Consider the following 22,464-nt stretch of genomic DNA (forward strand, 5'->3'; position numbering starts at 1 on the left):
CGCCGGGAGCGCCGCCGCTACGATCGGAATTCACCGGGCGCAAGCGCTCACGTCCGAAGCAAAGGAGGTTCAAATGGACATCGATATCAAGAGAAACGGATCCCGCCCTTCACAGAAGGGTCCTGCAGAATGGTTCACCGGCACCGTGCGCATAGACCCGCTGTTCCAGGCTCCAGATCCCGCTCGGGTCGGCGCGGGCCAAGTCACGTTCGAGCCCGGCGCCCGGACCGCCTGGCACACGCATCCGCTCGGCCAAACGCTGATTGTCACCGCGGGGCTTGGGTGGGTGCAGTGCGAGGGCGGCCCGGTCGAGGAAGTTCGCCCCGGCGACGTCGTGTGGTTTCCTCCCGGACTGAAGCACTGGCATGGCGCCTCGCCGACGACGGCGATGACCCACATTGCCGTCCAGGAATCCTCCGGCGGCAAGAACGTGGATTGGCTCGAGAAGGTGAGCGACGACCAGTATCGGAAATGATGCGTGCGTGCTGTAGAGTGCGTGATGCACGCGACGCCGCGCAATGCACGCGAGCCTGAATAGCCAGGGCACGCCGATCGGAGCCTATGATCTGCTGCTCGCGGCTTGCGCCTTGCGCCGCGGCCTCAAGGTTGTGACGCACAACGCGCGGGAATTTATTCGCGTCGGCGGGCTCGGGTTGGAGGATTGGCGCAGCCGCTAGGTTGCGAAGCAGGCGCGGCGAGGGCAGCGCCTGCATAATTTCGGAATATTAGAATAGTATTGCTGATTTGCCCGACGTGTCAAGTGGGCTGGTCGAACGCCGTCGTCCGCTGCCGACTCCTTTGCATGGGTTGTTTTCGGTGTTTTGGCAATGCGCCCCCAGCCCGCCCCGCGCATTAGCGCGTCGCAGCCGCAGTCCTGCTCCAGTTCGCCCCCAGCCATCGATCGAAGGTGTGGGTCGGCGGATATTCGCGCCGCGCCTGTTCGATGTCGAAGTGAAAGCCTTTGTCTTCGAACCAGCGGTACATCACCGTCAGTTCCCGTCCCATGGTTGTCGCGAACTGGTCCCAGGGCACCTGAGCGTGCGTCACGTCTCGCGCTGTCGCGCGGCTGAATGCGTCGGCGATCTGCTGCATCGACAATTCATCACCCGCCAGCGAAAATGTCCTGTTCTCCCATTTGCCGGGATGCTCGAACGCAAGCGCTGCAAACGCGCCGATGTCATCCACCGCGACCATCTGCAGGTTCGTCGTCGGGCTCAGCGGCTGCCGGACTTGCCCGTTCCGGATCGGCTCGCCCCAATAGCCGAACATGCGCAGCCAGTTCTCCATGAAGAAGACCGGCCGCAGGATCGTATACCTCAGACCGCTCGCGCGCAGATGTTCCTCCACTTTCACCTTGCTTTCAAAGTGAGGAATGCCCGTCTTCTCGTCCGCCGAACCGACTGAGCTGTAGACGACATGGCTGACGCCCTGCCGCTTCGCCGCGTCGATGACCGCCACGCCCTGCTGGGTCTCATTCTCGGTGTAGGTCTGCACGGAGAATACGCCGTACACACCGTCCATCGCGCGCATCAGGCTGCCGGGATCATCGAGGCTTCCCTGAAATACGTCGCCGCCATGCCCCATCAGTCGACGTGCTTTGTCGCTGTCGGGATAGCGCACCAGCGCGCGCAACTTGTATCCCTTGTTCTGCAAGTGCCGGTACACGGCGCCGCCTTGCTGACCGGTGGCGCCGGTCACCAAGACGATTCGTTCGCTGTTCACACGGTCGCTCATCGATTACTGCTCCTTCTTGAACAAGTCCTGGAAGATGAGCTGGCCCCAGATGCGGCCGCGGGCGTGCACCAGCGCGCCACCTTCGTTGAGCTTTCCGAGCTTGACGGGTGCGAAGCCGAGCTGTTTGGCCAAGGCGGCCACGGGAGCGATCGCGTCCTCGTCGTCACCAGACAGGAAGACGACACGATGGCCGCCCTCGACGACCGGATCGGCAGCCAGCTTGGCCGCAATCAGGTGATTGAAAGCTTTCACGAGCCTGGCGCCGCTGAACGCCTTCGCGACGAAGGCGGAGGAGAGGAGACCGTCCAGCTCCTCGAGGGGAACCAACGCGTTCATCGCGTCAATGACCGTCTTGCCTTCCCAGCTCGGCAGCGCCTTCGCAACCTCGCGATGCTCTCCGAACGGGACCGCCAGGATGATCGTGTCGGCCGCGAGTGCATCCCGCAGCGACCTGGCGACGACCGTGGGTCCGATCGCCGCAGCCTGCGGCGCCAGCGCCTCGGGCGGCCGGCGGCTCGCAACAGTCACGTCGATGTTCTTGCGGGCGAAGGCGTGGGCGAGGGCCTGGCCTACCGCACCGAATCCTACAATTGCATAGCTCATGATGTTTCTCCGATCCGTCTTGATATTGATTCCCCGGCCTTTCAGATCGCCGAGAAGCCGCCGTCGACGGACAACTCGACCCCGTTCACGAAGCTCGAATCGTCCGACGCAAGAAACAGCGCGGCCGCCGCAATTTCCTCGGGACGACCCATCTTTCCCCGCGGGATCAGGGATTCGAACATTCGCTTCGCCTCCTCGGTGAGAACCTGGTCCTGCATCGGTGTGGCGATCGGCCCAGGGTGCAGCACGTTGACCCGGATATTCCTGCCCTTCAGTTCGTTGAGCCATCCGCGTGCGAATGCGTGCAGCGCCGCTTTGCTCGCCGCATACACGCTGTAACCAGGAAAACCTTTGATCGATGCAACCGACCCGGTCATGAAGATCGATCCGCCATCGTTGAACAGCGGCAGCGCCTTCTGAACCGTAAACAGCGTGCCGCGCGTGTTCAGGCCGAAGGTCGCATCGAAATGCTGCTCGGTGATCTCGCCGAGTGGGACGGCTTCGCCCGTGCCGGCGCTCGCGTACAGGACGTCGATCCTGCCCTTTTCCCGCCTGACCGTGTCGAACAGGCGGTCGAGGTCGTCGAGATTGGCGGCGTCGCCGCGCACGCCGGTCACGTTCCGGCCAATCAGCTTGACGGCGTCGTCGAGCGCCTCCTGCCTCCGGCCCGTGATGAAGACATAAGCGCCTTCTTCGACGAACCGCCTGGCGCTCGCCAGCGCCATGCCGCTCGATCCACCCGTGATGACTGCAACCTTACCCTCAAGCTTTCCCATGATTTCTCCGTTCAGGCTCCGTCTTTCGTCGTTCGGGGAGGCTCCCCGAGAACCTCGAGATGGGTCGTCCGGCATCCGGCGTTGAGTGCGGAAGCGCGCACATCGGTGGTGCGAAATCGATCCGGCTGGACGACTGACGCCAGCCGCGATGATCGGTATTGGCCGTTCGGCGTTGAGCCGCGCTCGTCGGCATGGGCTGGGATCACCGCCCGTGCTACCCACATACGAGATGCTGTTCGACGGTGTTGGACACGGGTTTTGGAAGGCGCACCCTGCGGTGCCGGATTGCACCATGATCGACTGGGATGACGTTCGGTACTTTCTCGCCGTCGCGCGCGGAGGCTCGGTGCGGGCTGCCGCCGAGCGCCTCGGGGTGAATCACTCGACCGTGCTGCGACGCATCGCTCAGCTCGAGGAACGTCTCGGTGTGCACATGTTCGAGAAGCTGCCTTCGGGCTACCGCCTGACGACAGCGGGCGAGGAGGTCCTCGAGTTCGCGGACCAGATGGAAGCGTCGTCGCACCTGCTGGAGACACGCGTCTTCGGGCGCGACCAGAGCGTGCGCGGGCTGCTGCGGGTGACGCTGGCGCCGCCGCTCGCGACACACCTGCTGATGCCGGACTTCGCCGATTTCGCGCGTCTGCATCCGGACATCGAGATGGAAATTGTGTCGTCCGGCGAGCTGGCAAATCTGACCAACCGCGAGGCCGACGTCGCGATCCGCGTCGTCTACGACCGCAAAACTTTGCCGCTCAATCTGAACGGCCTGAAGGGACCGGAGCTGTTCGGCGGCGTCTACATGTCCCGCGATCGACTGGCCGCGTGGCGAGCGGGCGCGCCTGATCCTGTCAGGTGGATCGTCATCAGCATTCATGGCGTTCCGGACTGGGCCAGCGAGGGCGAGGTTCGCACCACGGGGGTTCCGTTCAGGACCACGGACGCCGGGACCCAGCTCGTTGCGGTACGGCAGGGGCTCGGGATCACGACGCTGCCGTGCTTCGTCGGAGACGCCGACCCCCTGCTGGTGAGGGTGCCGGGCGCCGACCTGCACATGTACGGAACGCTCTGGCTTCTCACACAGGGTGAGTCTCGCAAGACCAAGCGCGTGCGGCTGTTTACCGAGTTCTTGTCCCGCAGGCTTGCCGCCTACGCGCCGCTGCTCGCGGGACTGTCCGTCTCGCGCGACTGACCCGCGGGGGATGCCGATCCAACATTTCGGAATAATGAAAAAGTAACATTGATTTGCCCGACGCGTCAAGTCGTTTCCGAATGCCGCGGCCGCCAGCTACTTTGCATGGGGTTGTTTTCGCTGCTTTGGCCGCGCGCGCTTTTGCTTCGCCGCTTTAGCGCCGCGAGCTGCGGCATCGCCGCGGCTAGCTTGTGTTGACCGCAAGCTGTGCCTCGAACGCGCGCTTGTAGGCAGGCCGCGCCTCGCCACGTGCGACATAGGCCGCGAGATCGGGGAATTCATCCAGGATGCCCGACGCTCTCAGCCTCAGCAGCACCGACACCATCAGCAGATCGCCCGCGCTGAACGCGCCGTCGAGCCAGTCGGCGCCGCCGAGGCGCGCGGACAATTGCCGCAACCGGTCGCGGATGCGATCCACGACCAGAGGCAGGCGCTCCTTGCTCCAGGGCTTGTCGGCTTCCACGATACGGACAGTGACGAGGTCGAGGATCACGGGCTCGACCGTGTTGAGCGCGGCGAACATCCAAGTGATCGCGCGCGCCCTGGCATTGGCATCGTCGGGCAGCAGGCCGGCATGGTGCTCGGCGATATGGAGCACGATCGCGCCGGTCTCGAACAGCGCGAGATTGCCTTCCTGATAGGTCGGGATCTGGCCGAAGGGGTGCAGCGCCAGATGCGCGGGTTGCTTCATCGCAGCGAACGAAACCAGCCGGACGTCGTAAGGCTGGCCGACTTCCTCGAGCGCCCAGCGGACCCGCGTATCGCGCGCCAGCCCCTTGCCGCCATCGGGGGATCGTTCGAAGGCGGTGATCATGGGGGTCATCGTTTCTCTCCACGTCGTCGTCCGGCTTTCCCAGGACGAACACTCGGTGCGTCTCCCGACAGCAGGTCCTGGCTTCTTTTCGGGCCGCGGAATGTCGAGCGCCGAACCGCTATGCGCGGCGGAGATTGTTTTCGGCAAGCTGTCGGTTTGCGCGTTCATCAATCGTCCTGCGGGAGCAAAACAAGGAGATTGCGATGACGGAACTCGTGACATGCCTGTGGTTCGATCAGGGCCAGGCGCGTAAGGCGGCGGAATTCTATGCCGCGACCTTTCCCGATAGCCGCGTCGGTGCCGGTCATGTGTCGCCGATCCCGGGCATCGGGCAGGGCGACGAGCTGACGGTCGAGTTCACGGTGCTCGGCCGCCGCTATGTCGGGCTGAACGGCGGATCGAACTACAAGCCGACCGAGGCGGTGAGTTTCATGGTACTGACCGACAGCCAGGAGGAGACCGACCGCTACTGGAACGCCGTGACGACCAATGGCGGCCAGGAGGTCGCATGCGGCTGGTGCCGGGATCGCTGGGGATTTGCCTGGCAGATCACGCCGCGACGGCTGCTCGAATTGGTCAACGGATCCGATCGCGCGGCCGGACGGCGCGCGATGGAGGCGATGATGACGATGAAGAACATCGACATCGCCGCGATCGAACGGGCGGCCGCGGGATAGAGAGCGTGCTGGCATGCGGCCGCGGCGACGGTCACCCCGGCGCAAACGCCGGATGTGCGCTGGGCCTGGAGCAACATCCGCCAGCTGGTGCCGACCGTGAATGTCTGGCGCGGGGCCGGCCCGGCGTCGGTGCTGCCGCGCGCTGAGCGTGACATCGGCGCGTCGGCGTCGGTCACGATGGACGGCCGCCCTATGACGTTCGCGCGGATGCTGGAGGAGACCTATGCCGACGGCATCGCCGTGCTGCATCGGGGCAAACTGATCTACGAGCGTTATTTCGGCGCGCTGAAGCCGCACAAGCCGCATATCGCGATGTCGGTGACGAAGTCGTTCACCGGCACACTGGCGGGCATCCTGATCGCGGAGGGCAAGATTGATCCGCAGGCGCCGATCACCGACTACGTGCCGGAGTTGAAGGCGAGCGCATTCGGCGATGCGCGCGTGCATGAGGCGATGGATATGACCACGGGCCTGCTCTACACCGAGGTCTACACCGACAAGAATTCCGACGTGTGGGGCCTGCGCCGCGCCAACGGCATGGCGCCGATTCCGTCCGACTATCAGGGCGCCACCAATATCTTCGATTTCCTGGTGTCGCAGAAGAAGCAGGGCGAGCACGGCAAGGCGTTTGCCTACAAGACCGTCAATTCCGACGTACTGGCGTTCATCTGCCGGCGCGCCAGCGGCATGACGCTGGCGGACCTGCTGTCGGAACGGATCTGGGCGCCGATGGGTGCGGAGGAGGACGCGCATTATCACGTCGACCGCATCGGCACCGAGAGCGGCGGCGGCGGGCTCTCGACCACGCTGCGCGACCTCGCCCGCTTCGGCGAGACCATCCGCAACCACGGCCGCTTCAACGGCCGCCAGATCGTGCCGGTGGCCGTGGTCGAGGACATCGCGCGCGGCGGTGATCCTCAGAAGTTCAAGCCGGCCGGCTACGCCACCTTGCCCGGCGCGTCCTACCGCAATCAGTGGTGGGTGTCGCACAATGCCCACGGCGCCTTCATGGCGCGCGGCGTGCACGGCCAGGGCATCTACATCGACCCGAAAGCCGAGATGGTGATCGCCCGCTACGCCTCGCACCCCGCCGCGGGAAATGCCGCGAACGATCCCGTGACGCTGCCGGCCTACATGGCGCTGGCAAAGGATTTGATGGCGGGAGGCTAAATTCGTCGGGAAGCAGCGTAACGCACCGAACTCTCCGCAACGACGGTCGCGGAGAATTGCGGTTGGCTGACCGCTCTATGGCGTTACGTTTAGTCTTCGCTCCGCGACGGTCCCCATTTGAATGCATCGTCTGGGCTGTCAAAGGCCCGGATGACGGGGGCCTCAAAACCAAGCACCTCATAGCAATAGTCGCTGCCGACAAAGCAGAAGTGCCGCGGCTTGCGACGGATTGGGTCGGCGTTGATATATGCCGACAGAAGCGCCGAAGTCCCGGCCTCCTTGATGTAAACGCCGCCGTCGTAGCTGCCCGATTCAGTGCCATGATTGGCGACGGAATGGATCATCTCGTCGTAGCCGGCATAGATTTGACAGGACATTTCGATTCCGTAGGCCCGACGTCCGTGGCGCGGCGGCACCACGATCAGGTAGAGCACGCCGCGCCAGAGACCTTGATCAAAGACGTAAGGCGGTCGTTCAATGCCGTCGATCATTGACGGGTATGGCTGCCATAAAAGCGTGGGATCGGGGAACAAGTCAGCCCTCCAAGTCAGTCAATTAGTGTCATCCGCGCGAGATCTTCTCGAACCGCTTGATCAGCCGCTCCCGCTTCAGGCGCGACAGCCGCCTGATCCAGAACATGCCGTCGAGCTGATCGATCTCGTGCTGGTGGCAGACCGCGCGCAGGCCGTCGGACGCCTCGGTCTGCATGTTGCCGTCGAGATCCTGATAGCGGATGCGGACACGGGCGTGACGCTCGACATCGTCGGTGACGCCAGGCATCGAGACGCTGCCTTCCTTGTGCATGATCATCTCGGGCGAAGCCCGGATGATCTCAGGATTGACATAGGTCCGCGGGCCGACGCTGGCGTCGAGGTCGAGCACCACCACCCGCAAGGACACGCCGATATGCGGCGCGGTGATGCCGATGCCGGGCGCCGCGTGCATGGTCTCGAGCAGATCCCTCGCCAGCTCGCGCAGCGCGCCGTCGAACACGGTTACCGGTCCCGCCGGCAGCGCGAGGCGAGGGTCGGGGTAGCGGACAATCGGGCGGATGGTCATGCGCACGTCTTAGGCCAGCGCGGGACGCCGGACAACACGCGCGTCTCGCACCGCTCAGAGACGCTTCTCGAAGAACAGGTCGGGGTAGGGGTCGTCGTTGAAGCGCGGGATCTCGGTCCAGCCGGTCCTGCGGTAGAGCTGGCCGGCTTCCGCCAGCGCGCTGTTGGTGTCGAGCCGCAGTAATACGATGCCGAGCTCGCGCGCGGCGTTCTCGGCCGCGTCCATCAGGCGGCGGCCGAGGCCGAGGCCGCGCGCGGCCGGCGCGACCCAGAGCCGCTTGATCTCCGCGAACGCGCTACCGCCTTTCAGTCCGACGCAGCCGAGCGGCAGGCCGTCCGACATCGCGACGATGAAGGTGCCGCGCGGGCGCACCATGTCCTTGGCATCGGGGTCGCGCGACAGCTTGACGTCGAAGCCCTGCTTGAAGCGCTGCGCGAGCTCGCCGTAGTACGCGGCGAGGCAGTAGCGCGCCTCGTCGCTGCGCGGGTCCATCTCATGCAAAACCGTGCCGTCGCGGCCGAGCGCCGAGGCGATCAGGTCCATCGCCGCCAGCAGCGCCTCGCGTTGCGCGTTGCGGGCGAGGAAGTCCTCGGCCTGCCGATTGGAGATCGCTTCATAGGCGTTGAATTCGCGCCGGCCGGCGGCCGTCAGCCGCGCAATGCGGCGGCGCGCATCGCTCTCATGCACCGTCGTCTCGATCACGCCTTCGTCCTCGAGGCTGCGCAACAGGCGGCTCATCAGCCCGGAATCGAGGCCGAGATAATCCCTGATGTCGCCGACATCAGCGCGGCCATGCCCGATCGCGTTCAGCACGCGCGCAGCGCCAAGCGGCCGGCCGCGCCCGAGAAACGAGGTATCGAGCGCGCCGACGGCGGAGGTCACGGCGCGGTTGAAGCGGCGGACGCGGGAGACAGGGTCGAGCATATATCTGACTTTAGTCAGATATCGGGTCTCCGTCAATCCGTGTCACCGCGACAGCACCAGCAAATTGCCGGCCAGGATCGCGGCTGCGCCGGCGAGGACCGGCCAGCCGAGGCTGAGATGCTCGAACAGCGCCGACAGCACGAGCGCGACGAGCGGCACCAGCGCCAGCGTGTAGGCGGCGCGGCCGGGTCCGAGCCGGCGCACCAGCTCGAAATAGAGCATGAAGGTGATGCAGGACGCCGCGACCGCCAGATAGAGGAAGCTCAGCACATAGGAGATGGAGAGGTCGGCCGCGAAAGGCGTGCCCGTCGCCACGGCCCAGAGCGCGCTCGCGGCGGCGCCGACCAACGCGCCCCAGCCGAGCACGGTGACGACCGGCAATCCGGCGCGCTGGTTGCGCGCGCCGACCGTCGTTCCGGCGCCGGTCGCGACCGCGGCAACGAGCGCCCAGGCGAAGCCCGCAAGCGGAGCCGTTCCTGCCGCGGCTGCGCCGGGCACGAAGATGATGGCGAGGCCAAGGATGCCGCACAGCGCGCCCCACAGGAAACCTGCGGAGATCGGGACGCCGAGCGCGGCGCGCGCCATCAGCGCGGCGAACAGCGACGAGGTCGACAGCACCAGCGCGGCGAGGCCGCTCGGCATCCGCGCAGTCGCTTCATAGAAGGAGATGAAGGCGATGGCGAAGAACAGCAGGCCCTGCAACGCCACCGCGGCTCGGTGCTTGTGCGGGATCGCAAGCGGCACGCCACGCAGCCGCGCATAGCCGAACAGGATGATGCCGGCGAGCGCCATGCGCAGCGCCACCGACCAGGGCGCGGGCGTCACGCCGGCCTGCATCGCGGTTGCCAGCGCACCGCCGCCCCACAGCAGTGCGGTCAGCGCGAACAGCGGCGCCGTCATGGGCCGTCGGCGTGCGCGAGCAGCGATCGCCAGCCGCCGGCATCGATCCGCGCGCTTTCCGCCTCGAGCTTGCCGACGGCGGAATCGAGCGCCGCGCGCTCCCCCTCCGACAGCCGCGCGAGCAGCCGGGCCTCGATCGCGCTGCCGAGCGCGGCGATCCGGTTGAAGGCGGCACGGCCGCTGCGGGTGATGCTGACGGCGGCAGTGCGGCGGTCGGTCTTGCCCGATCGCCTGATCGCAAAGCCGAGTTCGACGAGCTGGCCGATGCCGCGGCTTGTCGCGAACGGATCGAGCGCGCAGGCGCGGCCGATCTCGGACGCATTAGCGCCGTCGCGCTCGGCGATGACGGCGAGGATGCGCCAGCCGGCCTGGCTCAGTCCGAATGTCTCGCCGTAGAAAGCTTCGAGCGGCCGCGCGATCTGTGCCGCGACCAGGAACAGCCGGTAGGGCAGCCAGGTGCTGAGTTTGAGACCGTCATCGGGCGCAGGCAAAGGACGTCGCATGGTCAGGAGGCTCGCACAAATACTTGCAATATGCAAGCATATCGCAAAGACATGCTGATGGAACGACGGCATGCGGAAAAATCCCGCCACACTTGTCACTCCCGACCTGCGCTGTTCCCGCGCCAAGCTGGGTCATGAGCAACGACGAGCGCCTGGCGGCGATGGAACCGAGCCGAACGCCCAGAGTTCGTCCAAATTCGGAGATGGAGACCATCATGACCAAATCACCCGAAACCGATCGCGCCGCCGCGATCGAGACGCCGCCGGTCGTCGCGGCGGAGGCCTGGGAGCAGGCGCGGCTGCAGCTGCTGGCGAAGGAGAAGGCGCAAATGCGGGCGCGCGATGCGCTCGCCGCCGAGCGGCGGCGGATGCCGTGGATGGCGGTCGAGAAGCCATATGTGTTCGAGGGCCCGAATGGCCGAGCGAGCCTGCACGACCTGTTCGAAGGGCGCCGACAGCTGATCGTCTATCGCGCCTTCTACGAGCCCGGCGTGTTCGGCTGGCCGGACCACGCCTGCCGCGGCTGCTCGCTCGGCGCCGACCAGGTCAGCCATCTCTCGCATCTGAACCAGCGCGACACCACGCTGGTCTATGCCTCGCGCGCGCCGCAGGCCGACATCGCGCGGCTCAAGGCGCGGATGGGCTGGGTGATGCCCTGGTACACCATCACCGACAGCTTCGATGCCGATTTCGGCGTCGGCGAGTGGCACGGCCACAACGTGTTCTTCCGCGACGGCGACCGCATCTTCCGCACCTATCTCGTCAACAGCCGCGGCGACGAGGCGATGGGCACGGTGTGGAGCTATCTCGACATCACGCCGCTCGGCCGCCAGGAGGTCTGGGAGGACTCGCCGAAGGGCTATCCGCAGAGCCCGCCCTACAAATGGTGGAACTGGCACGACAATTACGAGGCCGAGGCCACGACGAACACGAAATGGGACCAGGTGACCGACGCCGGCGTCAAGGCATTCCGCAAGATCGCCGAGGAAGAGCGCAAGGCGACCTGAGCAAGAGCCTTGTAACAGTGCAGGGAGGACGCGCGGCGTCCTCCCTAATCGCCCTTCGGCAGCGCCTTCAGCGCGGACAAGGTCTGCCGTAGCCCGCGGTCGAGGCGCTTGTCGCGGCGGATCACGACGGCGAGCCGTCGGTAGAGCCGTGGCGCCAGCGGGCGGACGACCAGGCCATGCTGCTTCGCGCGCGCCGGCACCGCCATGCCGGGCAGGATGGCGCAGCCGAGCCCGGCGCGCACCATCTCCTTGATCGCCTCGACGCTGCCGAGCGACATCAACGGCTTCAGCGAGACGCCGCCACGGGTCAGCCATTCGTCCGCGGTGCGCCGCGTGTTGCCGCCGGGCTCGAACAGCAGAACCGGCCTGGTCGCCAGCACCGAAGGCGTGATCCGCGCCGGCAGCTTCATGTCGTCGGGCGCGATCAGCATGAACTCGTCGTTCAGCACCGGCGTGATCTCGAAGCTGCGCCCCGACACCGGCAGCGTGACGAGCCCGATGTCGATCGTGTTGTCCTCGACGGCCTTGGCGATGTCGGCGGTGTTGCCGGTCGTCACCGTGATCTCGAGCGAGGGCAGCGCTGTGCGCAGCGCGCGCAGGATCGGCGGCAGCAGGAAGATGCAGGCGGTGGCGCCGGTGCCGAGCCGGACGCGTCCCGCGGTTCCGCTGGACTGTTGCGTGACCGCCTCGACCGCCGAGGTCACGGCGGCGCTGATCTGCTCGGCATGCGCCAGCAGCGCGACGCCGGCGGCGGTCGGCCGTGCCTTGCGTCCGACCCGCTCGATCAGGGTTGCATTGAGGCTGCGCTCGAGCTGGCGCACCTGCAGGCTGACCGCGGGCTGGGTCAGCTGCAGCCGTTCGGCGGCCGCCGAGAAGCTGCCGCAGTCGATCACCTCGCGAAAGCTCTCGAGGTAGGCGAGGTTCAGGTTCTTCATCAAAGCTTCTCTTATGCTCCGCATAAGCGGCAAAAGCTTCACTTATAGTACGCCGGCGTGCATGCTCGGGCAACATTCGATGGAATCGGGTAGAGAGGCAGGATGGTGGCAGGCAACAACGGCGTCGTGGTGCGCGATGCCACGGACGCAGACATGGCGGAGGTGCAGCGGATCTACGCGCATCACGTGCTGCACGGGCTCGCAACCTTCGAAGAGGTCTCGCCGACCGTGGATGAGATGCGCCGGCGCCGCGACGCCGTGCTGGCAGCAGGGTTGCCTTATCTCGTCGCCGACATCGGCGGCCACGTGGCCGGCTATTGCTATGCGACGTCGTATCGGCCGCGGCCGGCCTATCGCCACACCATCGAGGACTCGGTCTACGTGTCGGAAGCGCTGCGCGGCCGCCGCATCGGCGTCGCCCTGCTGGAGAATTTGATCGCGCGCGCCGAGGCGGGGCCGTGGCGGCAGATGCTGGCTGTCATCGGCAACAGCGGCAACGCCGGCTCGATTGCGCTGCACCGTCGCATGGGGTTTCAGCCGGTGGGGACGTTGCGATCCGTCGGATTCAAGCTCGGGCAATGGGTCGACACCGTGCTGATGCAGCGGCCACTGGGACCGGGCAACGCAGCGCTGCCGACGGACAAGGAACTGCCGCGGTGATCGCACGCCGCGTCGTGGCCGCCGTTGGGCTCGGCCAACTGATCTCCTGGGGCGCGACATATTATCTGATCGGCGGCTTCGGCGAGCAGATCGGCGCTGACCTCGGCTGGAGCCGCGACGTCGTCTATGGCGGCTTTGCCGCAGCCCTGCTGGTGATGGGCGTGACCTCCCCGCTGGCGGGCAGGTGGGTGGACCGTCGTGGCGGCCGCGAGGTCATGATCGTGGGCGCGGTGCTCAATGCCGTCGGATGTGCGGGGCTCGCGATCGCGCATCACGTCGCGACTTACTACGCATGCTGGATCGTGCTCGGTCTCGGCATGCGGTTGACGCTGTATGACGCGGCCTTCGCAGCGCTGGCGCGGATCGCCGGACCGGAGGCGCGGCGCGCGATGTCCGGCATCACCTTGCTCGGTGGGCTCGCCGCTACCGTGTTCTGGCCGCTTGGCCATGTTCTCTCGGAGCAGTTCGGTTGGCGCGTCGCGCTGCTGGTCTATGCCGGTCTCGCGCTGCTGACGATCCCGTTCGATCTCCTCATTCCAGACCAACGGTTCGCCGGCGTGCCGCGTTCCGACGCGCCCGCGCGACGGCCGCCGCGCGCCATCGGTCGGCGGCAGCTTGCGATCGCAGGCGCGCTCTATGCCGTGATCATGACCGGCGCCAATTTCCTCAACGCCGGCATGTCCGCGCATATGATCGCGGTTCTCACCGGCCTCGGGCTGACGGCAACGGTCGCGGTATGGATCGCGACGCTGCGCGGCATCGGGCAATCCGCGGCGCGGCTCTGCGAGATTCTGTTCGGCGTCAGGCTCGATCCGCTCGCGCTCAATTTGATGGCGTGCCTGATCATGCCGCTGTCCTTCGTCGCCGGGCTATTCAGCGGAGCGTCAAAGGAGATGGGAATAGCGTTCGCGCTGCTCTACGGCGCCTGCAACGGCATCCTGACCATCACGAGGGGAACGCTGCCCTTGATCCTGTTCGATCCGCAGAACTATGGCACGCTGGTCGGCCGGCTGATCGTACCGAGCTTCATCCTGCCCGCGGCGGCGCCGCTGATCTACGCGATCGTCGTCGACCGCTACGGCAATGCCGCCGCGCTCTATTTGTCCACCGGCCTCGCCACCGTCACGCTGCTTGCAGCCGTGCTGCTGAAGCTGCTGTTTCCGCCGCGCGCCGACGCCGCGGGCCAATGACTCAACTGGCGGCCGGTTCGCGTGGCAGCCATAGCATGTGGGTCGGCAAAACGTCGCGGCTCACTTCACCAGCGTCAGCAGCGGCTTGTCCTTCTCGACGATATAGGTCGCAAGCTCGCTGGCGGTGTCATTGCCCACGTTCTTGGCCGCGTGGATCGTGCCGGCCGGGATGAACAGCACGTCGCCGGCCTTCAGCGTTGCCGGCGGCTTGCCATCGACGTCATATTCGAGCGTGCCTGACAGCACATAGATGATCTCCTCACCGGGATGGGTGTGCCGGCCGAACGCCTTGCCCGGCGCGATGTCGACGCGGACCTGCACCGCTTCGCGGCCCGGAGCGCTGAGGTCATGGCGTTGCAGGTCGGTGCGCTTGATGCCTTCCGGCTGCTGCGCGTGCGCGGTCGGCACGGTCAGGAAGCTTGCTGCGATCAGCGCCGCTCGGGCGAGGACACGTGTCGTCTTGATCAGCCTGTTGGTCATTGTCGGATTCCTGTTTGCTGGGAGCGCGGACCGGGCAGTGCGTCCGGTCCGTGTCGCTTATTTGTCGCGTTGTTGAAGTGTGGGTCAGACCAGCGTGGTCGTGACCTCGATGTTGCCGTGGACCGCCTTGGAGTAGGGGCAGATGCCGTGCGCGGCTTCGATCAGCTCCTGAGCGACCGCGCGATCGACGCCGGGGACGTGGACGTTGAGGCGTGCGCTGAGGAAGAAGGCCCCATTGGCCTGATTCAGGTCGATCTCGGCGTCGACCTCGGGCTCGCTCGGGAGCTTGACCTTGCGTTGACCGGCGGCAAGCTGGATCGCGCCGATGTAGCAGGCCGACCACGCGGCACCGAACAGGTTTTCGGCGGCCGGGTGCGGCTGCGGCAGCTTGACATCCAGGAAGCCGTCGCGCGAATGCGCGGCGCCGTTCGAGCCGGCGGTGACGTGGGTCTTTCCGGTGAAGAGAACTTTTGCAGTGGCGGTCATGGCGAGCTCCTCTGATGAATATTGATCGTATCCGATCTAATCGGATGCGTGTGAATTAATTCGCCTGTGCGTCCGTGTCAAGCACTTCCGATTTAATCGGATACGATTTATATTCCGGTCGACTTCACAAACTCTGGAGATGCCGGTGACCCGCTCCCCCAAGGCAGAGGCCAAAATCGAGCCCAAAGTCCGAAAACTGTCGAATTTCCTGTGCTTTGCGGTCTATTCGGCCAATCTGGCCTTTGGCCGCGCCTACAAGCCCGTCCTGGATGCGGTCGGTCTGACCTACACCCAGTATATCGCGCTGGTGGCGTTGTCGGAGGCGGACGAACAGACCGTCAGCGCGCTCGGCGAGCGGCTGTTCCTGGAGTCGAACACGCTGACGCCGATCCTGAAGAAGCTGGAGCAGTCGGGCTATATCCGCCGCGCCCGCGATCCCGCCGATGAGCGGCAGGTGCGGGTGAGCCTGACGCCGGCCGGCCGGCGCCTGCTCGACAGCGATCTCAGCGCCTCTCTGAGAGACGCCTGCGGGCTCGGCGAGCAGTTTCCGGTGGTGCAGCAGAGCGTCGCCAAGCTGCGTGACAATCTGTTGCGCAACACGCAAGCCAAGCCGAAGCAGGATTGATCGCGCGCAAGCGCCGCGGATCGGATTGTAACGCCGTGTATCTGCGCTGCGCGGCTCCGCATTTTCGCCACGGCTCGTCCGGCAACTCCGGCCGGCTTCACAGCGGCGCGGAGGAGAGATTTGCAGCAAAGGACGTCATCGATCTGCGGGCTGATCACCGCAGCGAGCTTGCTCTGCACGACGATGCCGTTTGCGTCGGCGCAACCGGCCTCACCGGATCAGGAGACGCGCCGCCCGCAGGCGGGGCGCGATGCGTCGCCGACGGGCGCGGCCGAGATCTGGGACGCCAATCGCGACGGCATCTACACCTGCGACGAATGGAAGGGCTATCTCGGGCGGATGTTCGATCGCGCCGACGGCAACCATGACGGCAATCTCACGCCCAAGGAGTTCGCAAGCGTACGCCGGCCCGGCAGCGCGCTGGCCGACGCCGACTTCGGCTATTTCGACGAGAACCAGGACGGCAAGATCACGCGCAGCGAGTTCGTCGGCAAGCCGAACGAGTTCATCCTGCAGAACGACAAGAACGGCGATTGCCGCGTCACGCCGGAGGAACTGAAGGGAGCGGGTTCGGAGCAGAAGCAGCCGGGCGCCAAGGGAAAGCGGTTTTGAAGCTCCGTTCGAAGCGGGTGCGCGTTATCAGTCTGTCCTGCGCTGCCGCACTCGCAAAAAAGTGAGCCGGTGGCATAATCGGCTGTCGGTTCCGCGCCGTTCCGTTCGTCTTGCAGCGAGAGCGAACTGCATGGGAGTTCAGGGATGGGCAATTCTCGATATCGTTGGGTGATCGTCGCGGCCGGCGGGCTGCTGGGCTGCGTCGCGATCGGCGGCATGTTCTCGCTGCCGGTGTTCCTGCAGCCGATGGCGCGGGAGACCGGCTGGTCGGTGACCGGCATCTCCAGCGCGATGACGGTCGGCTTCCTCGCCATGGCCTTCACCAGCATGATCTGGGGCACGCTGTCCGATCGCTACGGGCCGCTGCCGGTGGTGCTGACCGGTTCGGTCGGGCTGGCAGCGAGTCTCGCGCTGGCGAGCCAGGCGCCATCGCTCGTGGCTTTTCAATTCACGTTCGGCTTGCTGGTCGGCGCCGCCACGGCGGCGATCTTCGCTCCGATGATGGCCTGCGTCACCGGCTGGTTCGACACCCATCGCAGCCTTGCCGTCTCGCTGGTGTCGGCGGGCATGGGCATGGCGCCGATGACGATGTCGCCGATCGCCGCCTGGCTCGTCTCGCACCATGACTGGCGCACCTCGATGCTGATCGTGTCGGGCATTTGCGCGGCGATCATGATCCCGGTGTCGCTGCTGGTGCGTCGCCCGCCGGCGCTCGCGGCCGCTCAGGCGGCTGCGACGTCCGACAATGGCGAGCCCGCGATGACGCTCGCACAGGCGCTGCGCTCGCCGCAATTCATCATCCTGATCGCGACCAATTTCTTCTGCTGCGCGACGCATTCGGGCCCGATCATCCACACCGTCAGCTACGCCGTCACCTGCGGCATTCCGATGGTCGCGGCGGTCACGATCTACAGCGTCGAAGGACTTGCCGGCATGGGCGGCCGCATCGCCTTCGGCCTGCTCGGCGACCGTTTCGGCGCCAAGCGCGTGCTGGTGTTCGGCCTGCTGGCGCAGGCGTTCGGCGCGCTCGGCTACGTCTTCGCGCACCAGCTTGCCGCTTTCTACGCGGTGGCTGCGGTGTTCGGCTTCATCTATGCCGGCACCATGCCGCTCTATTCGGTGCTGATCCGCGAGAACTTCCCGCTGCGGATGATGGGCACCGTGATCGGCGGCACCGCGATGGCGGGCAGCCTCGGCATGGCGACCGGGCCGCTCGCCGGCGGGCTGATCTACGACACCTTCGCGAGCTACACGTGGCTCTATGTCGGCTCCTGGGCCGTCGGCCTCGGCGCCTTCCTGATCATGATGACGTTCCGTCCGATGCCTGCGGTCGCGCGGTCGGAGCCGGTCGCTGCGCCGGCATGAGCGTGTGATGCGTGACGCGATCGTTTGGTCGCGTCACGCGCGTCACTTGCGGTCGCGCTTCGGCCGGCGGATGGCGCGGACCTTGTTGTTGTTGGCGCCGGTTCCGCAGAAGAAGCGGTCGGCACCGTCGGACTCGAGCCCGGCGACATTGACGCCTTGCGGCATTTCCAGCCGTTCGATCACTTCACCGGTCTCGGGATCGACCCGCCGCACCTCGCTCGCGTCCTCTTCCCAGGTGCCGTGCCAGAGCTCGCCGTCGACCCAGGTGACGCCGGTGACGAAGCGGTTGCTCTCGATGGTGCGCAGGACGGCGCCGGTTTCGGGATCGATCTGCAGGATCTTGCGGTCGCGATATTGTCCGACCCAGAGCGAGCCTTCGGCCCAGGCAAGGCCGGAGTCGCGGCCACCGCCGGGGGCGGGAATGGTGGACAGCACGCGTCCGGTCTTCGGATCGATCTTGTGAATGCGATCCTCGGAAATCTGGTAGAGATGCTTGCCGTCGAAGGCGGTGCCGGCATGGGCCGCGATGTCGATCGCACGCGTCGGCTTGCCGCTGTCTGGATCGAAGGCGACCATGCGGTCGCCGGCCGCGAACCAGACCTGCTCGCCGTCGAAGCTGACGCCGCCGACGCTCTCGACGCCCTCGAAGGGGCCGTATTCCCTGACGATCTGGGCCGGCGACGTCTTCATGCTCCGCTCCCGTGGTCTGATTGCCGTTGAATGCTAGCTGTTCGGCAGCGGAGCGGGGAGTAACAACGTCGTCGTGAATCCCGGCACCGGCGGCGTCATCCAGCGCCGCGCGCGGGCGCGGCCGACCGACTGCACCTTGCCCGAGGAGGCCAGGGCGTCGAGCGCGCGCTGCACCGTGCGCTGGCTGGTGCCGAGCGCGACCGCCAGCGCCGAGCTCGACCACGCTTCGCCGTCGGCGAGGAAGGCCAGCACCTCGGCGTGCTCGTCCTCGACCGGAAGCGCCAGCACCGCGACCTTGCGCCGGCCGCGCGGCGTCAGCACGAAGCCATCAGGCGTCGCGCTGAGCTCGGCGAACGGCCGCAGCGCGCGGCGCAGTCGGCCGATCTCGACCCGCAGCCTTGCACGATGCGATTCATCGGCGTGCTTGCCGCGAAACGCCCGCGCGATCAGCGTGGCGCGCGAGACGTCCTGCGGCCACGCCTCGCCGAGCGCGCGCGCGAGCGCGAACAGCACCGGCCGCCGCGTCAGCGAAACCGTGATGCCGGAGGCGCGCACGACGTAACGGCAGGCATCCACCACCAGCGCTTTCGAAGCCATCAATTGCTCGACCTCTTCGAGCTGCAGCGGCCGCTCGCTGCCCGCGGCGATCAGCCGCGCCGCCGGCGTATTGAGCAGACGCGCGGTGCTGTCGACTTCCGCCGTCAGTTCCGCGATGCCGGCGCGGCGCGCCGCGATTTCGGCTCGCGCGAGCGCGTCGCGGGCCGGCCTGGTGCGCAGCCGCCGCATCGCGATCCCGGCCACGACGAGCTCATGGCCGACGCGGAGCGCCGGCGGAAACGGCGCCGGATCGAGGTCGGCGAGCATGCGTTCGGCCTCGTCGAGCTGCCCGACCAGCAGCAGGCGGCGGACCTCGAGATAGCCGGCATGCGCGGCGTTGAGCGCATCGCCATGTGCCGCAAGCGTCGCGCGAGCGGCGGCGAGAGCGCGCCTGGGAAAGGAGAGGTCGCGCGACACCAGCGCGATCTCGGCCTCGGCCACCACGCAGCGAGACCGCGCGATCGCTTCCCGCGGACCGAAGGCGCGTTGCGCGCGCCGCAGCAGTTCCTTGGCGCGGACGAAATCGCCGAGCCGGGCCATCGCGATGCCGCGCAGCGCCAGCGCCGGCGGATCGTCGCGCAGCGCCACCCGTTTCAGTGCGCCGAGGGGATCACCGGCTGCGAGCGCGCGCGCTGCGGCCGTGATCAGCGAGTCCATTCGAATCCCGACACACTTGTCACTCTCACCCTCCGAGTCCCTGCCATAACCTAGCACACGACGATGGAGATCCTTGGCTTAAGGAGATCGAATGATGGCGGGCTTAGGAATATGTGAGACCTCGCTGAAGGGCCGGCTCGGCGGCCCTGCGGTGGCGCGCTTTCTGTCGCTGGCGGCGGCGCCGACCTTCGCGGTGATGGCGCTGGTCGCGGCGATGGCGCCGGCCGACATGCTGTGTGCGGCGATGCAGGGGCCGTTCTCATTGCAAGGCATGGTCCCGATGTATGCGCTGATGAGCGCGTTCCATCTGGCGCCGTGGCTGCGGCTGATCCGATGACCGGATCAGTCCTCCGGTACGGCGAAGACGGTGCAGGGGCGCGCGATGCCGCGCAGCTCGTGAGTGCCGAGCGCGACCAGCTTCATCCCGGTCTCGGCGGCGAGCGCGTCCGACACCAGCACGGTCTGCCCGAGCGGCTTGCACAGCCCTTCGAGCCGGCTCACCAGATTGACCGCCGATCCGATCGCGGTGAAGTCGAGGCGATCGGCGGCGCCGATATTGCCCCAATGCACCTCGCCGAGATGCAGCGCTGCGCCGAATGCCAGCGGCGGCAAACCCTGCTTGCGCCGTTCAGTGTCGAGATGCGCCATGCCGACGCGCGCCGCCGACACCGCGCGCAGCGCCGCCTCGCAGGCGCTGCGTGCAGTCGTCGTGACCGGGAAGATCGCAAGCAGCCCGTCGCCGATGAACTTCAGGACCTCGCCGCCAAAGGCATGGATCGCGCCGGCGATGCGATCGAACCAGGCATCGAGCGCGGCGATCACCTCGGCCGGCGGATGGCTTTCGGACAGCGCGGTGAAGCCACGCAGATCGGCGAACAGCAGCGCCGCCGTGATGTTCTCGCCGGTGTCGCGCCGCAAGGGCGAGCCCAGTACGCGCGCCGCGCTGCGCCGGCCGAGATAGGCTTCGAGCGCCGCCGAGAGCGTCGCGCGCGCGGCGATGGCGGCAAGCGGCGCCGCGGCAAAGCGCGCGGCCTGACGCAGTTGATCGGCCTCATCTGCAGTGAACAAGCGGGTGCCGATCCAGCCGAGCACCGGGTGGTTCGGCCCGGCGCCGATCGCGTCCTCATGCACGGGACCGGGCCCGAGCTCGCTGAGCCAGCGTCGGCCGGCATCACCGGATCCTGCCAGATCGGGCCGGGCAAAAGGCTGCGGCGGCGCAAAGCCGAGAGCCTCGATGACCTCGCCATTGTCGGCGCGCCACAGCCAGGTTCGTCTTGCAATCAGCGGATGCGGGACTTCCAGCGTCAGCGCACCGCCGGCGAGCGGCAGGCCGTCTGCGACGAGGTGCGCACCGAGTTCCGCGAGCAACCGGTTGGCGCCGGCGGTCGCTGCTGCGGCATCGACCAGCCAGCTCAACGTCGAAGACATCTGCATCAGCCATCATGGGGTTGACGCACCGGCCTTGTCACGCACTATCACCGGGCCGACCGCCGTGGAGGATCGAGCAATGACTGAAGCCTTCATCGTTCGACGCGAGATCGAGATCGCAGCGCCACGGGCGACCGTGTTCGCCTTCCTGACCGATCCGCAGAAGATCGTGAGCTGGATGGGGCTCGAGGCCGACACCGAGCTGCATCCGGGTGGATTGTATCTGCTCAAGGGTGTCAGCGGCGATCGCGCGCGCGCCGCACGTGGTGCGTTTCGCGAGGTCGTGCCGGTGCATCGGCTGGCCTACACTTTCGGCTGGGAAGGCGGCGAGGAGGTGCCGCCCGGATCCAGCCTGATCGAGATCGACCTGATCGACAGGGAAACCGGCACGCTGCTGCGGATGACCCATAGCGGCCTGCCGAACGCCGCACAGTGCGAGAGCCATGCCAAGGGATGGGAGCACTACCTCGGCAGGCTGAAGATCGCGGCGGCAGGCGGCGATCCGGGCCCCGAACGCGGTCCGCATCAAGGCGCCTGACTGTGCTTGCATCATCGGCGCCGGTCATCCCGGCCATTTCGAGCCGAGGATGATCGAGCAGAAGTTGGTACGGCTGTAGCTCGGGTCCTTCAGGGCCAGGACGTCGGCCTTGACGTTGCCGAAGGTGGTCTGCGGCTTCCTGATGATGCCGGCCGCGAAGTGATCGATGATGTTCTCCTTGAAGTTCGCCTCGCGCGGATGATGCGCGCAGACATGGTCGCGGTGCTCGTGCGGGAAATCGTCATAGGCGATACCGAGCACGTCCATCTCGACGCCGGCGGTGACGAGCGCGACCGTCGGACGCATATGCTCGGGGATCCCGGGCGTCGTGTGCAGCGCGATCGAGGCCCAGACGTCCTCGATGTCGCGCTCCGGCACGTCATAGCCTTTCAGGAAGTCACGCGCAGCGTTGGCGCCGTCGACCTCGAAGCGCAGATCGGGGCTCGCATGCGCTGGCGTGAGGCCCATGTCGTGAAACATCGCGCCGATATACAGCAGCTCGGAATCGAATTTCAGGCCGCGGCGGTTGCCGGTCAGTGCGCCCCAGAAGAACACGCGGCGGCTGTGATTGTAGAGCAGATCGTCCTCGGTATCGCGCACCAGCTGGGTCGCGGCGCGGGCCATGGCGCTGTCGGGGACGCGGATGCCGGCGATGATCTCGGTCATTTCAAGACGCTCCTTGATGTGGCAAGACGATGCCGTCGCGTGACAAGGCGCAGCCGGCGGTCATCTCTCGGTGGGCTCGGATCGGCGTGATCTGCTGCGCCGTTTTTCGCTCCGTTCGACCGGCGCCAGCAACGATCGCGCGCCGCCGGATCGGGCCAACGAGACGTCGTTTCGCGCCA

The 22,464-nt window shown here is 66.6% G+C and carries 28 protein-coding genes and 1 pseudogene; 13 read left to right on the plus strand and 16 right to left on the minus strand.

The window, feature by feature from the left end; translation table 11 throughout:
- Positions 1-79: 79 nt before the first annotated feature.
- Together IC762_RS15455 and IC762_RS15460 are read left to right on the plus strand one after the other, a co-directional pair.
- Positions 80-475: a (R)-mandelonitrile lyase gene (locus IC762_RS15455; protein WP_210338464.1), complete on the plus strand. Its 396-nt coding sequence runs from the start codon at positions 80-82 to the stop codon at positions 473-475.
- A gap of 43 nt (positions 476-518) precedes the next feature.
- Positions 519-677, plus strand: coding sequence for a hypothetical protein (locus IC762_RS15460; RefSeq protein WP_195789623.1), 159 nt, complete (start codon positions 519-521; stop codon positions 675-677).
- A 175-nt stretch (positions 678-852) separates the two neighbouring features.
- Here the strand turns inward: IC762_RS15460 and IC762_RS15465 are convergent, their stop codons facing one another.
- Genes IC762_RS15465 through IC762_RS15475 form a run of 3 tightly spaced genes read right to left on the minus strand, consistent with a single transcriptional unit; the run spans position 853 to position 3,113 of the window.
- The gene (locus IC762_RS15465; protein WP_195789624.1) at positions 853-1,734 is read right to left on the minus strand and encodes an NmrA/HSCARG family protein; all 882 of its coding nucleotides are present in this window, start codon (positions 1,732-1,734) and stop codon (positions 853-855) included.
- A 3-nt stretch (positions 1,735-1,737) separates the two neighbouring features.
- Positions 1,738-2,337 carry an NADPH-dependent F420 reductase gene (locus IC762_RS15470; protein WP_195789625.1) on the minus strand — a complete coding sequence of 200 codons (600 nt, stop codon included), beginning with the start codon at positions 2,335-2,337 and terminating at the stop codon, positions 1,738-1,740.
- Positions 2,338-2,378: 41 nt separating this feature from the next.
- Positions 2,379-3,113 carry an SDR family NAD(P)-dependent oxidoreductase gene (locus IC762_RS15475; protein WP_195789626.1) on the minus strand — a complete coding sequence of 245 codons (735 nt, stop codon included), beginning with the start codon at positions 3,111-3,113 and terminating at the stop codon, positions 2,379-2,381.
- Positions 3,114-3,405: 292 nt separating this feature from the next.
- Here IC762_RS15475 and IC762_RS15480 point away from each other — a divergent pair, with 292 nt between their 5' ends.
- The gene (locus tag IC762_RS15480) at positions 3,406-4,302 is read left to right on the plus strand and encodes a LysR family transcriptional regulator (protein WP_195789627.1); all 897 of its coding nucleotides are present in this window, start codon (positions 3,406-3,408) and stop codon (positions 4,300-4,302) included.
- A 184-nt stretch (positions 4,303-4,486) separates the two neighbouring features.
- Here the strand turns inward: IC762_RS15480 and IC762_RS15485 are convergent, their stop codons facing one another.
- Positions 4,487-5,125 carry a glutathione S-transferase family protein gene (locus IC762_RS15485; RefSeq protein ID WP_195789628.1) on the minus strand — a complete coding sequence of 213 codons (639 nt, stop codon included), beginning with the start codon at positions 5,123-5,125 and terminating at the stop codon, positions 4,487-4,489.
- Positions 5,126-5,319: 194 nt separating this feature from the next.
- Between IC762_RS15485 and IC762_RS15490 the strand changes: the two genes are divergently transcribed.
- Together IC762_RS15490 and IC762_RS15495 are read left to right on the plus strand one after the other, a co-directional pair.
- Complete coding sequence (locus IC762_RS15490) at positions 5,320-5,793, plus strand: VOC family protein (RefSeq protein WP_195789629.1); 474 nt, start codon at positions 5,320-5,322, stop codon at positions 5,791-5,793.
- Positions 5,794-5,841: 48 nt separating this feature from the next.
- Positions 5,842-6,963 (plus strand): annotated as a pseudogene (locus IC762_RS15495) (serine hydrolase domain-containing protein); the annotation flags it as partial.
- 89 nt (positions 6,964-7,052) lie between these two features.
- Here the strand turns inward: IC762_RS15495 and IC762_RS15500 are convergent.
- From IC762_RS15500 to IC762_RS15520, 5 genes are read right to left on the minus strand one after another with little or no spacing between them, the layout of a single operon-like run.
- The gene (locus IC762_RS15500; protein WP_195789630.1) at positions 7,053-7,496 is read right to left on the minus strand and encodes a hypothetical protein; all 444 of its coding nucleotides are present in this window, start codon (positions 7,494-7,496) and stop codon (positions 7,053-7,055) included.
- Positions 7,497-7,524: 28 nt separating this feature from the next.
- Positions 7,525-8,022, minus strand: coding sequence for a peptide deformylase (locus IC762_RS15505; RefSeq protein ID WP_195789631.1), 498 nt, complete (start codon positions 8,020-8,022; stop codon positions 7,525-7,527).
- Positions 8,023-8,076: 54 nt separating this feature from the next.
- On the minus strand, positions 8,077-8,946 hold the full coding sequence (locus tag IC762_RS15510) for a bifunctional helix-turn-helix transcriptional regulator/GNAT family N-acetyltransferase (RefSeq protein WP_195789632.1): 870 nt from the start codon (positions 8,944-8,946) through the stop codon (positions 8,077-8,079).
- 42 nt (positions 8,947-8,988) lie between these two features.
- Positions 8,989-9,846: a DMT family transporter gene (locus IC762_RS15515; protein ID WP_195789633.1), complete on the minus strand. Its 858-nt coding sequence runs from the start codon at positions 9,844-9,846 to the stop codon at positions 8,989-8,991.
- Entirely contained in the window at positions 9,843-10,349 is a 507-nt protein-coding gene (locus tag IC762_RS15520; RefSeq protein WP_195789634.1) for a MarR family winged helix-turn-helix transcriptional regulator, read from the minus strand. Before IC762_RS15520 ends, IC762_RS15515 begins: the two co-directional genes overlap by 4 nt.
- Before the next feature lie 215 nt (positions 10,350-10,564).
- Between IC762_RS15520 and IC762_RS15525 the strand changes: the two genes are divergently transcribed.
- Entirely contained in the window at positions 10,565-11,356 is a 792-nt protein-coding gene (locus tag IC762_RS15525) for a DUF899 domain-containing protein (RefSeq protein WP_195789635.1), read from the plus strand.
- Positions 11,357-11,400: 44 nt separating this feature from the next.
- Here the strand turns inward: IC762_RS15525 and IC762_RS15530 are convergent, their stop codons facing one another.
- Complete coding sequence (locus IC762_RS15530) at positions 11,401-12,291, minus strand: LysR family transcriptional regulator (RefSeq protein WP_195789636.1); 891 nt, start codon at positions 12,289-12,291, stop codon at positions 11,401-11,403.
- 102 nt (positions 12,292-12,393) lie between these two features.
- On the opposite strand from IC762_RS15530, the gene IC762_RS15535 reads away from it, so the two are divergent.
- Positions 12,394-12,951 (plus strand): GNAT family N-acetyltransferase, encoded by a 558-nt coding sequence (locus IC762_RS15535; RefSeq protein WP_195789637.1) that lies wholly within the window; start codon positions 12,394-12,396, stop codon positions 12,949-12,951.
- Positions 12,948-14,141: an MFS transporter gene (locus tag IC762_RS15540; RefSeq protein WP_195789638.1), complete on the plus strand. Its 1,194-nt coding sequence runs from the start codon at positions 12,948-12,950 to the stop codon at positions 14,139-14,141. Before IC762_RS15535 ends, IC762_RS15540 begins: the two co-directional genes overlap by 4 nt.
- A gap of 60 nt (positions 14,142-14,201) precedes the next feature.
- Here the strand turns inward: IC762_RS15540 and IC762_RS15545 are convergent, their stop codons facing one another.
- Entirely contained in the window at positions 14,202-14,621 is a 420-nt protein-coding gene (locus IC762_RS15545) for a cupin domain-containing protein (protein WP_195789639.1), read from the minus strand.
- Between the two features lie 84 nt (positions 14,622-14,705).
- Entirely contained in the window at positions 14,706-15,107 is a 402-nt protein-coding gene (locus tag IC762_RS15550) for an Ohr family peroxiredoxin (protein WP_195789640.1), read from the minus strand.
- 139 nt (positions 15,108-15,246) lie between these two features.
- Between IC762_RS15550 and IC762_RS15555 the strand changes: the two genes are divergently transcribed.
- The 3 genes from IC762_RS15555 (at position 15,247) to IC762_RS15565 (ending at position 17,709) form a co-directional block, all read left to right on the plus strand.
- A complete protein-coding gene (locus tag IC762_RS15555) occupies positions 15,247-15,732 on the plus strand; it encodes a MarR family winged helix-turn-helix transcriptional regulator (protein ID WP_195789641.1) in 486 nt (161 codons plus the stop codon).
- A gap of 120 nt (positions 15,733-15,852) precedes the next feature.
- Positions 15,853-16,344, plus strand: coding sequence for an EF-hand domain-containing protein (locus tag IC762_RS15560; RefSeq protein ID WP_195789642.1), 492 nt, complete (start codon positions 15,853-15,855; stop codon positions 16,342-16,344).
- Positions 16,345-16,488: 144 nt separating this feature from the next.
- Positions 16,489-17,709, plus strand: coding sequence for an MFS transporter (locus IC762_RS15565; protein WP_195789643.1), 1,221 nt, complete (start codon positions 16,489-16,491; stop codon positions 17,707-17,709).
- Between the two features lie 42 nt (positions 17,710-17,751).
- On the opposite strand, the gene IC762_RS15570 is transcribed toward IC762_RS15565, so the two are convergent.
- Positions 17,752-18,399 (minus strand): Vgb family protein, encoded by a 648-nt coding sequence (locus tag IC762_RS15570; protein ID WP_195789644.1) that lies wholly within the window; start codon positions 18,397-18,399, stop codon positions 17,752-17,754.
- Positions 18,400-18,432: 33 nt separating this feature from the next.
- The gene (locus tag IC762_RS15575) at positions 18,433-19,653 is read right to left on the minus strand and encodes a helix-turn-helix domain-containing protein (protein WP_195789645.1); all 1,221 of its coding nucleotides are present in this window, start codon (positions 19,651-19,653) and stop codon (positions 18,433-18,435) included.
- Between the two features lie 94 nt (positions 19,654-19,747).
- On the opposite strand from IC762_RS15575, the gene IC762_RS15580 reads away from it, so the two are divergent.
- Positions 19,748-19,990 carry a hypothetical protein gene (locus tag IC762_RS15580; RefSeq protein ID WP_210338450.1) on the plus strand — a complete coding sequence of 81 codons (243 nt, stop codon included), beginning with the start codon at positions 19,748-19,750 and terminating at the stop codon, positions 19,988-19,990.
- A 5-nt stretch (positions 19,991-19,995) separates the two neighbouring features.
- On the opposite strand, the gene IC762_RS15585 is transcribed toward IC762_RS15580, so the two are convergent.
- Positions 19,996-21,087, minus strand: a complete 1,092-nt coding sequence (locus tag IC762_RS15585) for an adenylate/guanylate cyclase domain-containing protein (protein WP_195789647.1) — start codon at positions 21,085-21,087, stop codon at positions 19,996-19,998.
- A 73-nt stretch (positions 21,088-21,160) separates the two neighbouring features.
- Here IC762_RS15585 and IC762_RS15590 point away from each other — a divergent pair, with 73 nt between their 5' ends.
- Complete coding sequence (locus IC762_RS15590) at positions 21,161-21,619, plus strand: SRPBCC family protein (protein ID WP_195789648.1); 459 nt, start codon at positions 21,161-21,163, stop codon at positions 21,617-21,619.
- Positions 21,620-21,643: 24 nt separating this feature from the next.
- On the opposite strand, the gene IC762_RS15595 is transcribed toward IC762_RS15590, so the two are convergent.
- On the minus strand, positions 21,644-22,285 hold the full coding sequence (locus IC762_RS15595) for an HD domain-containing protein (protein WP_195789649.1): 642 nt from the start codon (positions 22,283-22,285) through the stop codon (positions 21,644-21,646).
- Positions 22,286-22,464 lie beyond the last annotated feature (179 nt).

Origin of the sequence: Bradyrhizobium genosp. L (genome assembly GCF_015624485.1) — a bacterium.
Taxonomy (GTDB): domain Bacteria; phylum Pseudomonadota; class Alphaproteobacteria; order Rhizobiales; family Xanthobacteraceae; genus Bradyrhizobium.

Bases quoted from the DNA above. Each gene is read 5' to 3' on its own strand.
- IC762_RS15510 (WP_195789632.1), bottom strand. From the start codon at position 8,946: ATGCTCGACCCTGTCTCCCGCGTCCGCCGCTTCAACCGCGCCGTGACC.
- IC762_RS15590 (WP_195789648.1), top strand. From the start codon at position 21,161: ATGACTGAAGCCTTCATCGTTCGACGCGAGATCGAGATCGCAGCGCCA.
- IC762_RS15465 (WP_195789624.1), bottom strand. From the start codon at position 1,734: ATGAGCGACCGTGTGAACAGCGAACGAATCGTCTTGGTGACCGGCGCC.
- IC762_RS15550 (WP_195789640.1), bottom strand. From the start codon at position 15,107: ATGACCGCCACTGCAAAAGTTCTCTTCACCGGAAAGACCCACGTCACC.
- IC762_RS15575 (WP_195789645.1), bottom strand. From the start codon at position 19,653: ATGGACTCGCTGATCACGGCCGCAGCGCGCGCGCTCGCAGCCGGTGAT.
- IC762_RS15530 (WP_195789636.1), bottom strand. From the start codon at position 12,291: ATGAAGAACCTGAACCTCGCCTACCTCGAGAGCTTTCGCGAGGTGATC.
- IC762_RS15470 (WP_195789625.1), bottom strand. From the start codon at position 2,337: ATGAGCTATGCAATTGTAGGATTCGGTGCGGTAGGCCAGGCCCTCGCC.
- IC762_RS15535 (WP_195789637.1), top strand. From the start codon at position 12,394: ATGGTGGCAGGCAACAACGGCGTCGTGGTGCGCGATGCCACGGACGCA.
- IC762_RS15515 (WP_195789633.1), bottom strand. From the start codon at position 9,846: ATGACGGCGCCGCTGTTCGCGCTGACCGCACTGCTGTGGGGCGGCGGT.
- IC762_RS15580 (WP_210338450.1), top strand. From the start codon at position 19,748: ATGGCGGGCTTAGGAATATGTGAGACCTCGCTGAAGGGCCGGCTCGGC.
- IC762_RS15570 (WP_195789644.1), bottom strand. From the start codon at position 18,399: ATGAAGACGTCGCCGGCCCAGATCGTCAGGGAATACGGCCCCTTCGAG.
- IC762_RS15525 (WP_195789635.1), top strand. From the start codon at position 10,565: ATGACCAAATCACCCGAAACCGATCGCGCCGCCGCGATCGAGACGCCG.
- IC762_RS15485 (WP_195789628.1), bottom strand. From the start codon at position 5,125: ATGACCCCCATGATCACCGCCTTCGAACGATCCCCCGATGGCGGCAAG.
- IC762_RS15475 (WP_195789626.1), bottom strand. From the start codon at position 3,113: ATGGGAAAGCTTGAGGGTAAGGTTGCAGTCATCACGGGTGGATCGAGC.
- IC762_RS15490 (WP_195789629.1), top strand. From the start codon at position 5,320: ATGACGGAACTCGTGACATGCCTGTGGTTCGATCAGGGCCAGGCGCGT.
- IC762_RS15565 (WP_195789643.1), top strand. From the start codon at position 16,489: ATGGGCAATTCTCGATATCGTTGGGTGATCGTCGCGGCCGGCGGGCTG.
- IC762_RS15545 (WP_195789639.1), bottom strand. From the start codon at position 14,621: ATGACCAACAGGCTGATCAAGACGACACGTGTCCTCGCCCGAGCGGCG.
- IC762_RS15505 (WP_195789631.1), bottom strand. From the start codon at position 8,022: ATGACCATCCGCCCGATTGTCCGCTACCCCGACCCTCGCCTCGCGCTG.
- IC762_RS15585 (WP_195789647.1), bottom strand. From the start codon at position 21,087: ATGCAGATGTCTTCGACGTTGAGCTGGCTGGTCGATGCCGCAGCAGCG.
- IC762_RS15595 (WP_195789649.1), bottom strand. From the start codon at position 22,285: ATGACCGAGATCATCGCCGGCATCCGCGTCCCCGACAGCGCCATGGCC.
- IC762_RS15480 (WP_195789627.1), top strand. From the start codon at position 3,406: ATGATCGACTGGGATGACGTTCGGTACTTTCTCGCCGTCGCGCGCGGA.
- IC762_RS15555 (WP_195789641.1), top strand. From the start codon at position 15,247: ATGCCGGTGACCCGCTCCCCCAAGGCAGAGGCCAAAATCGAGCCCAAA.
- IC762_RS15520 (WP_195789634.1), bottom strand. From the start codon at position 10,349: ATGCGACGTCCTTTGCCTGCGCCCGATGACGGTCTCAAACTCAGCACC.
- IC762_RS15460 (WP_195789623.1), top strand. From the start codon at position 519: ATGCACGCGAGCCTGAATAGCCAGGGCACGCCGATCGGAGCCTATGAT.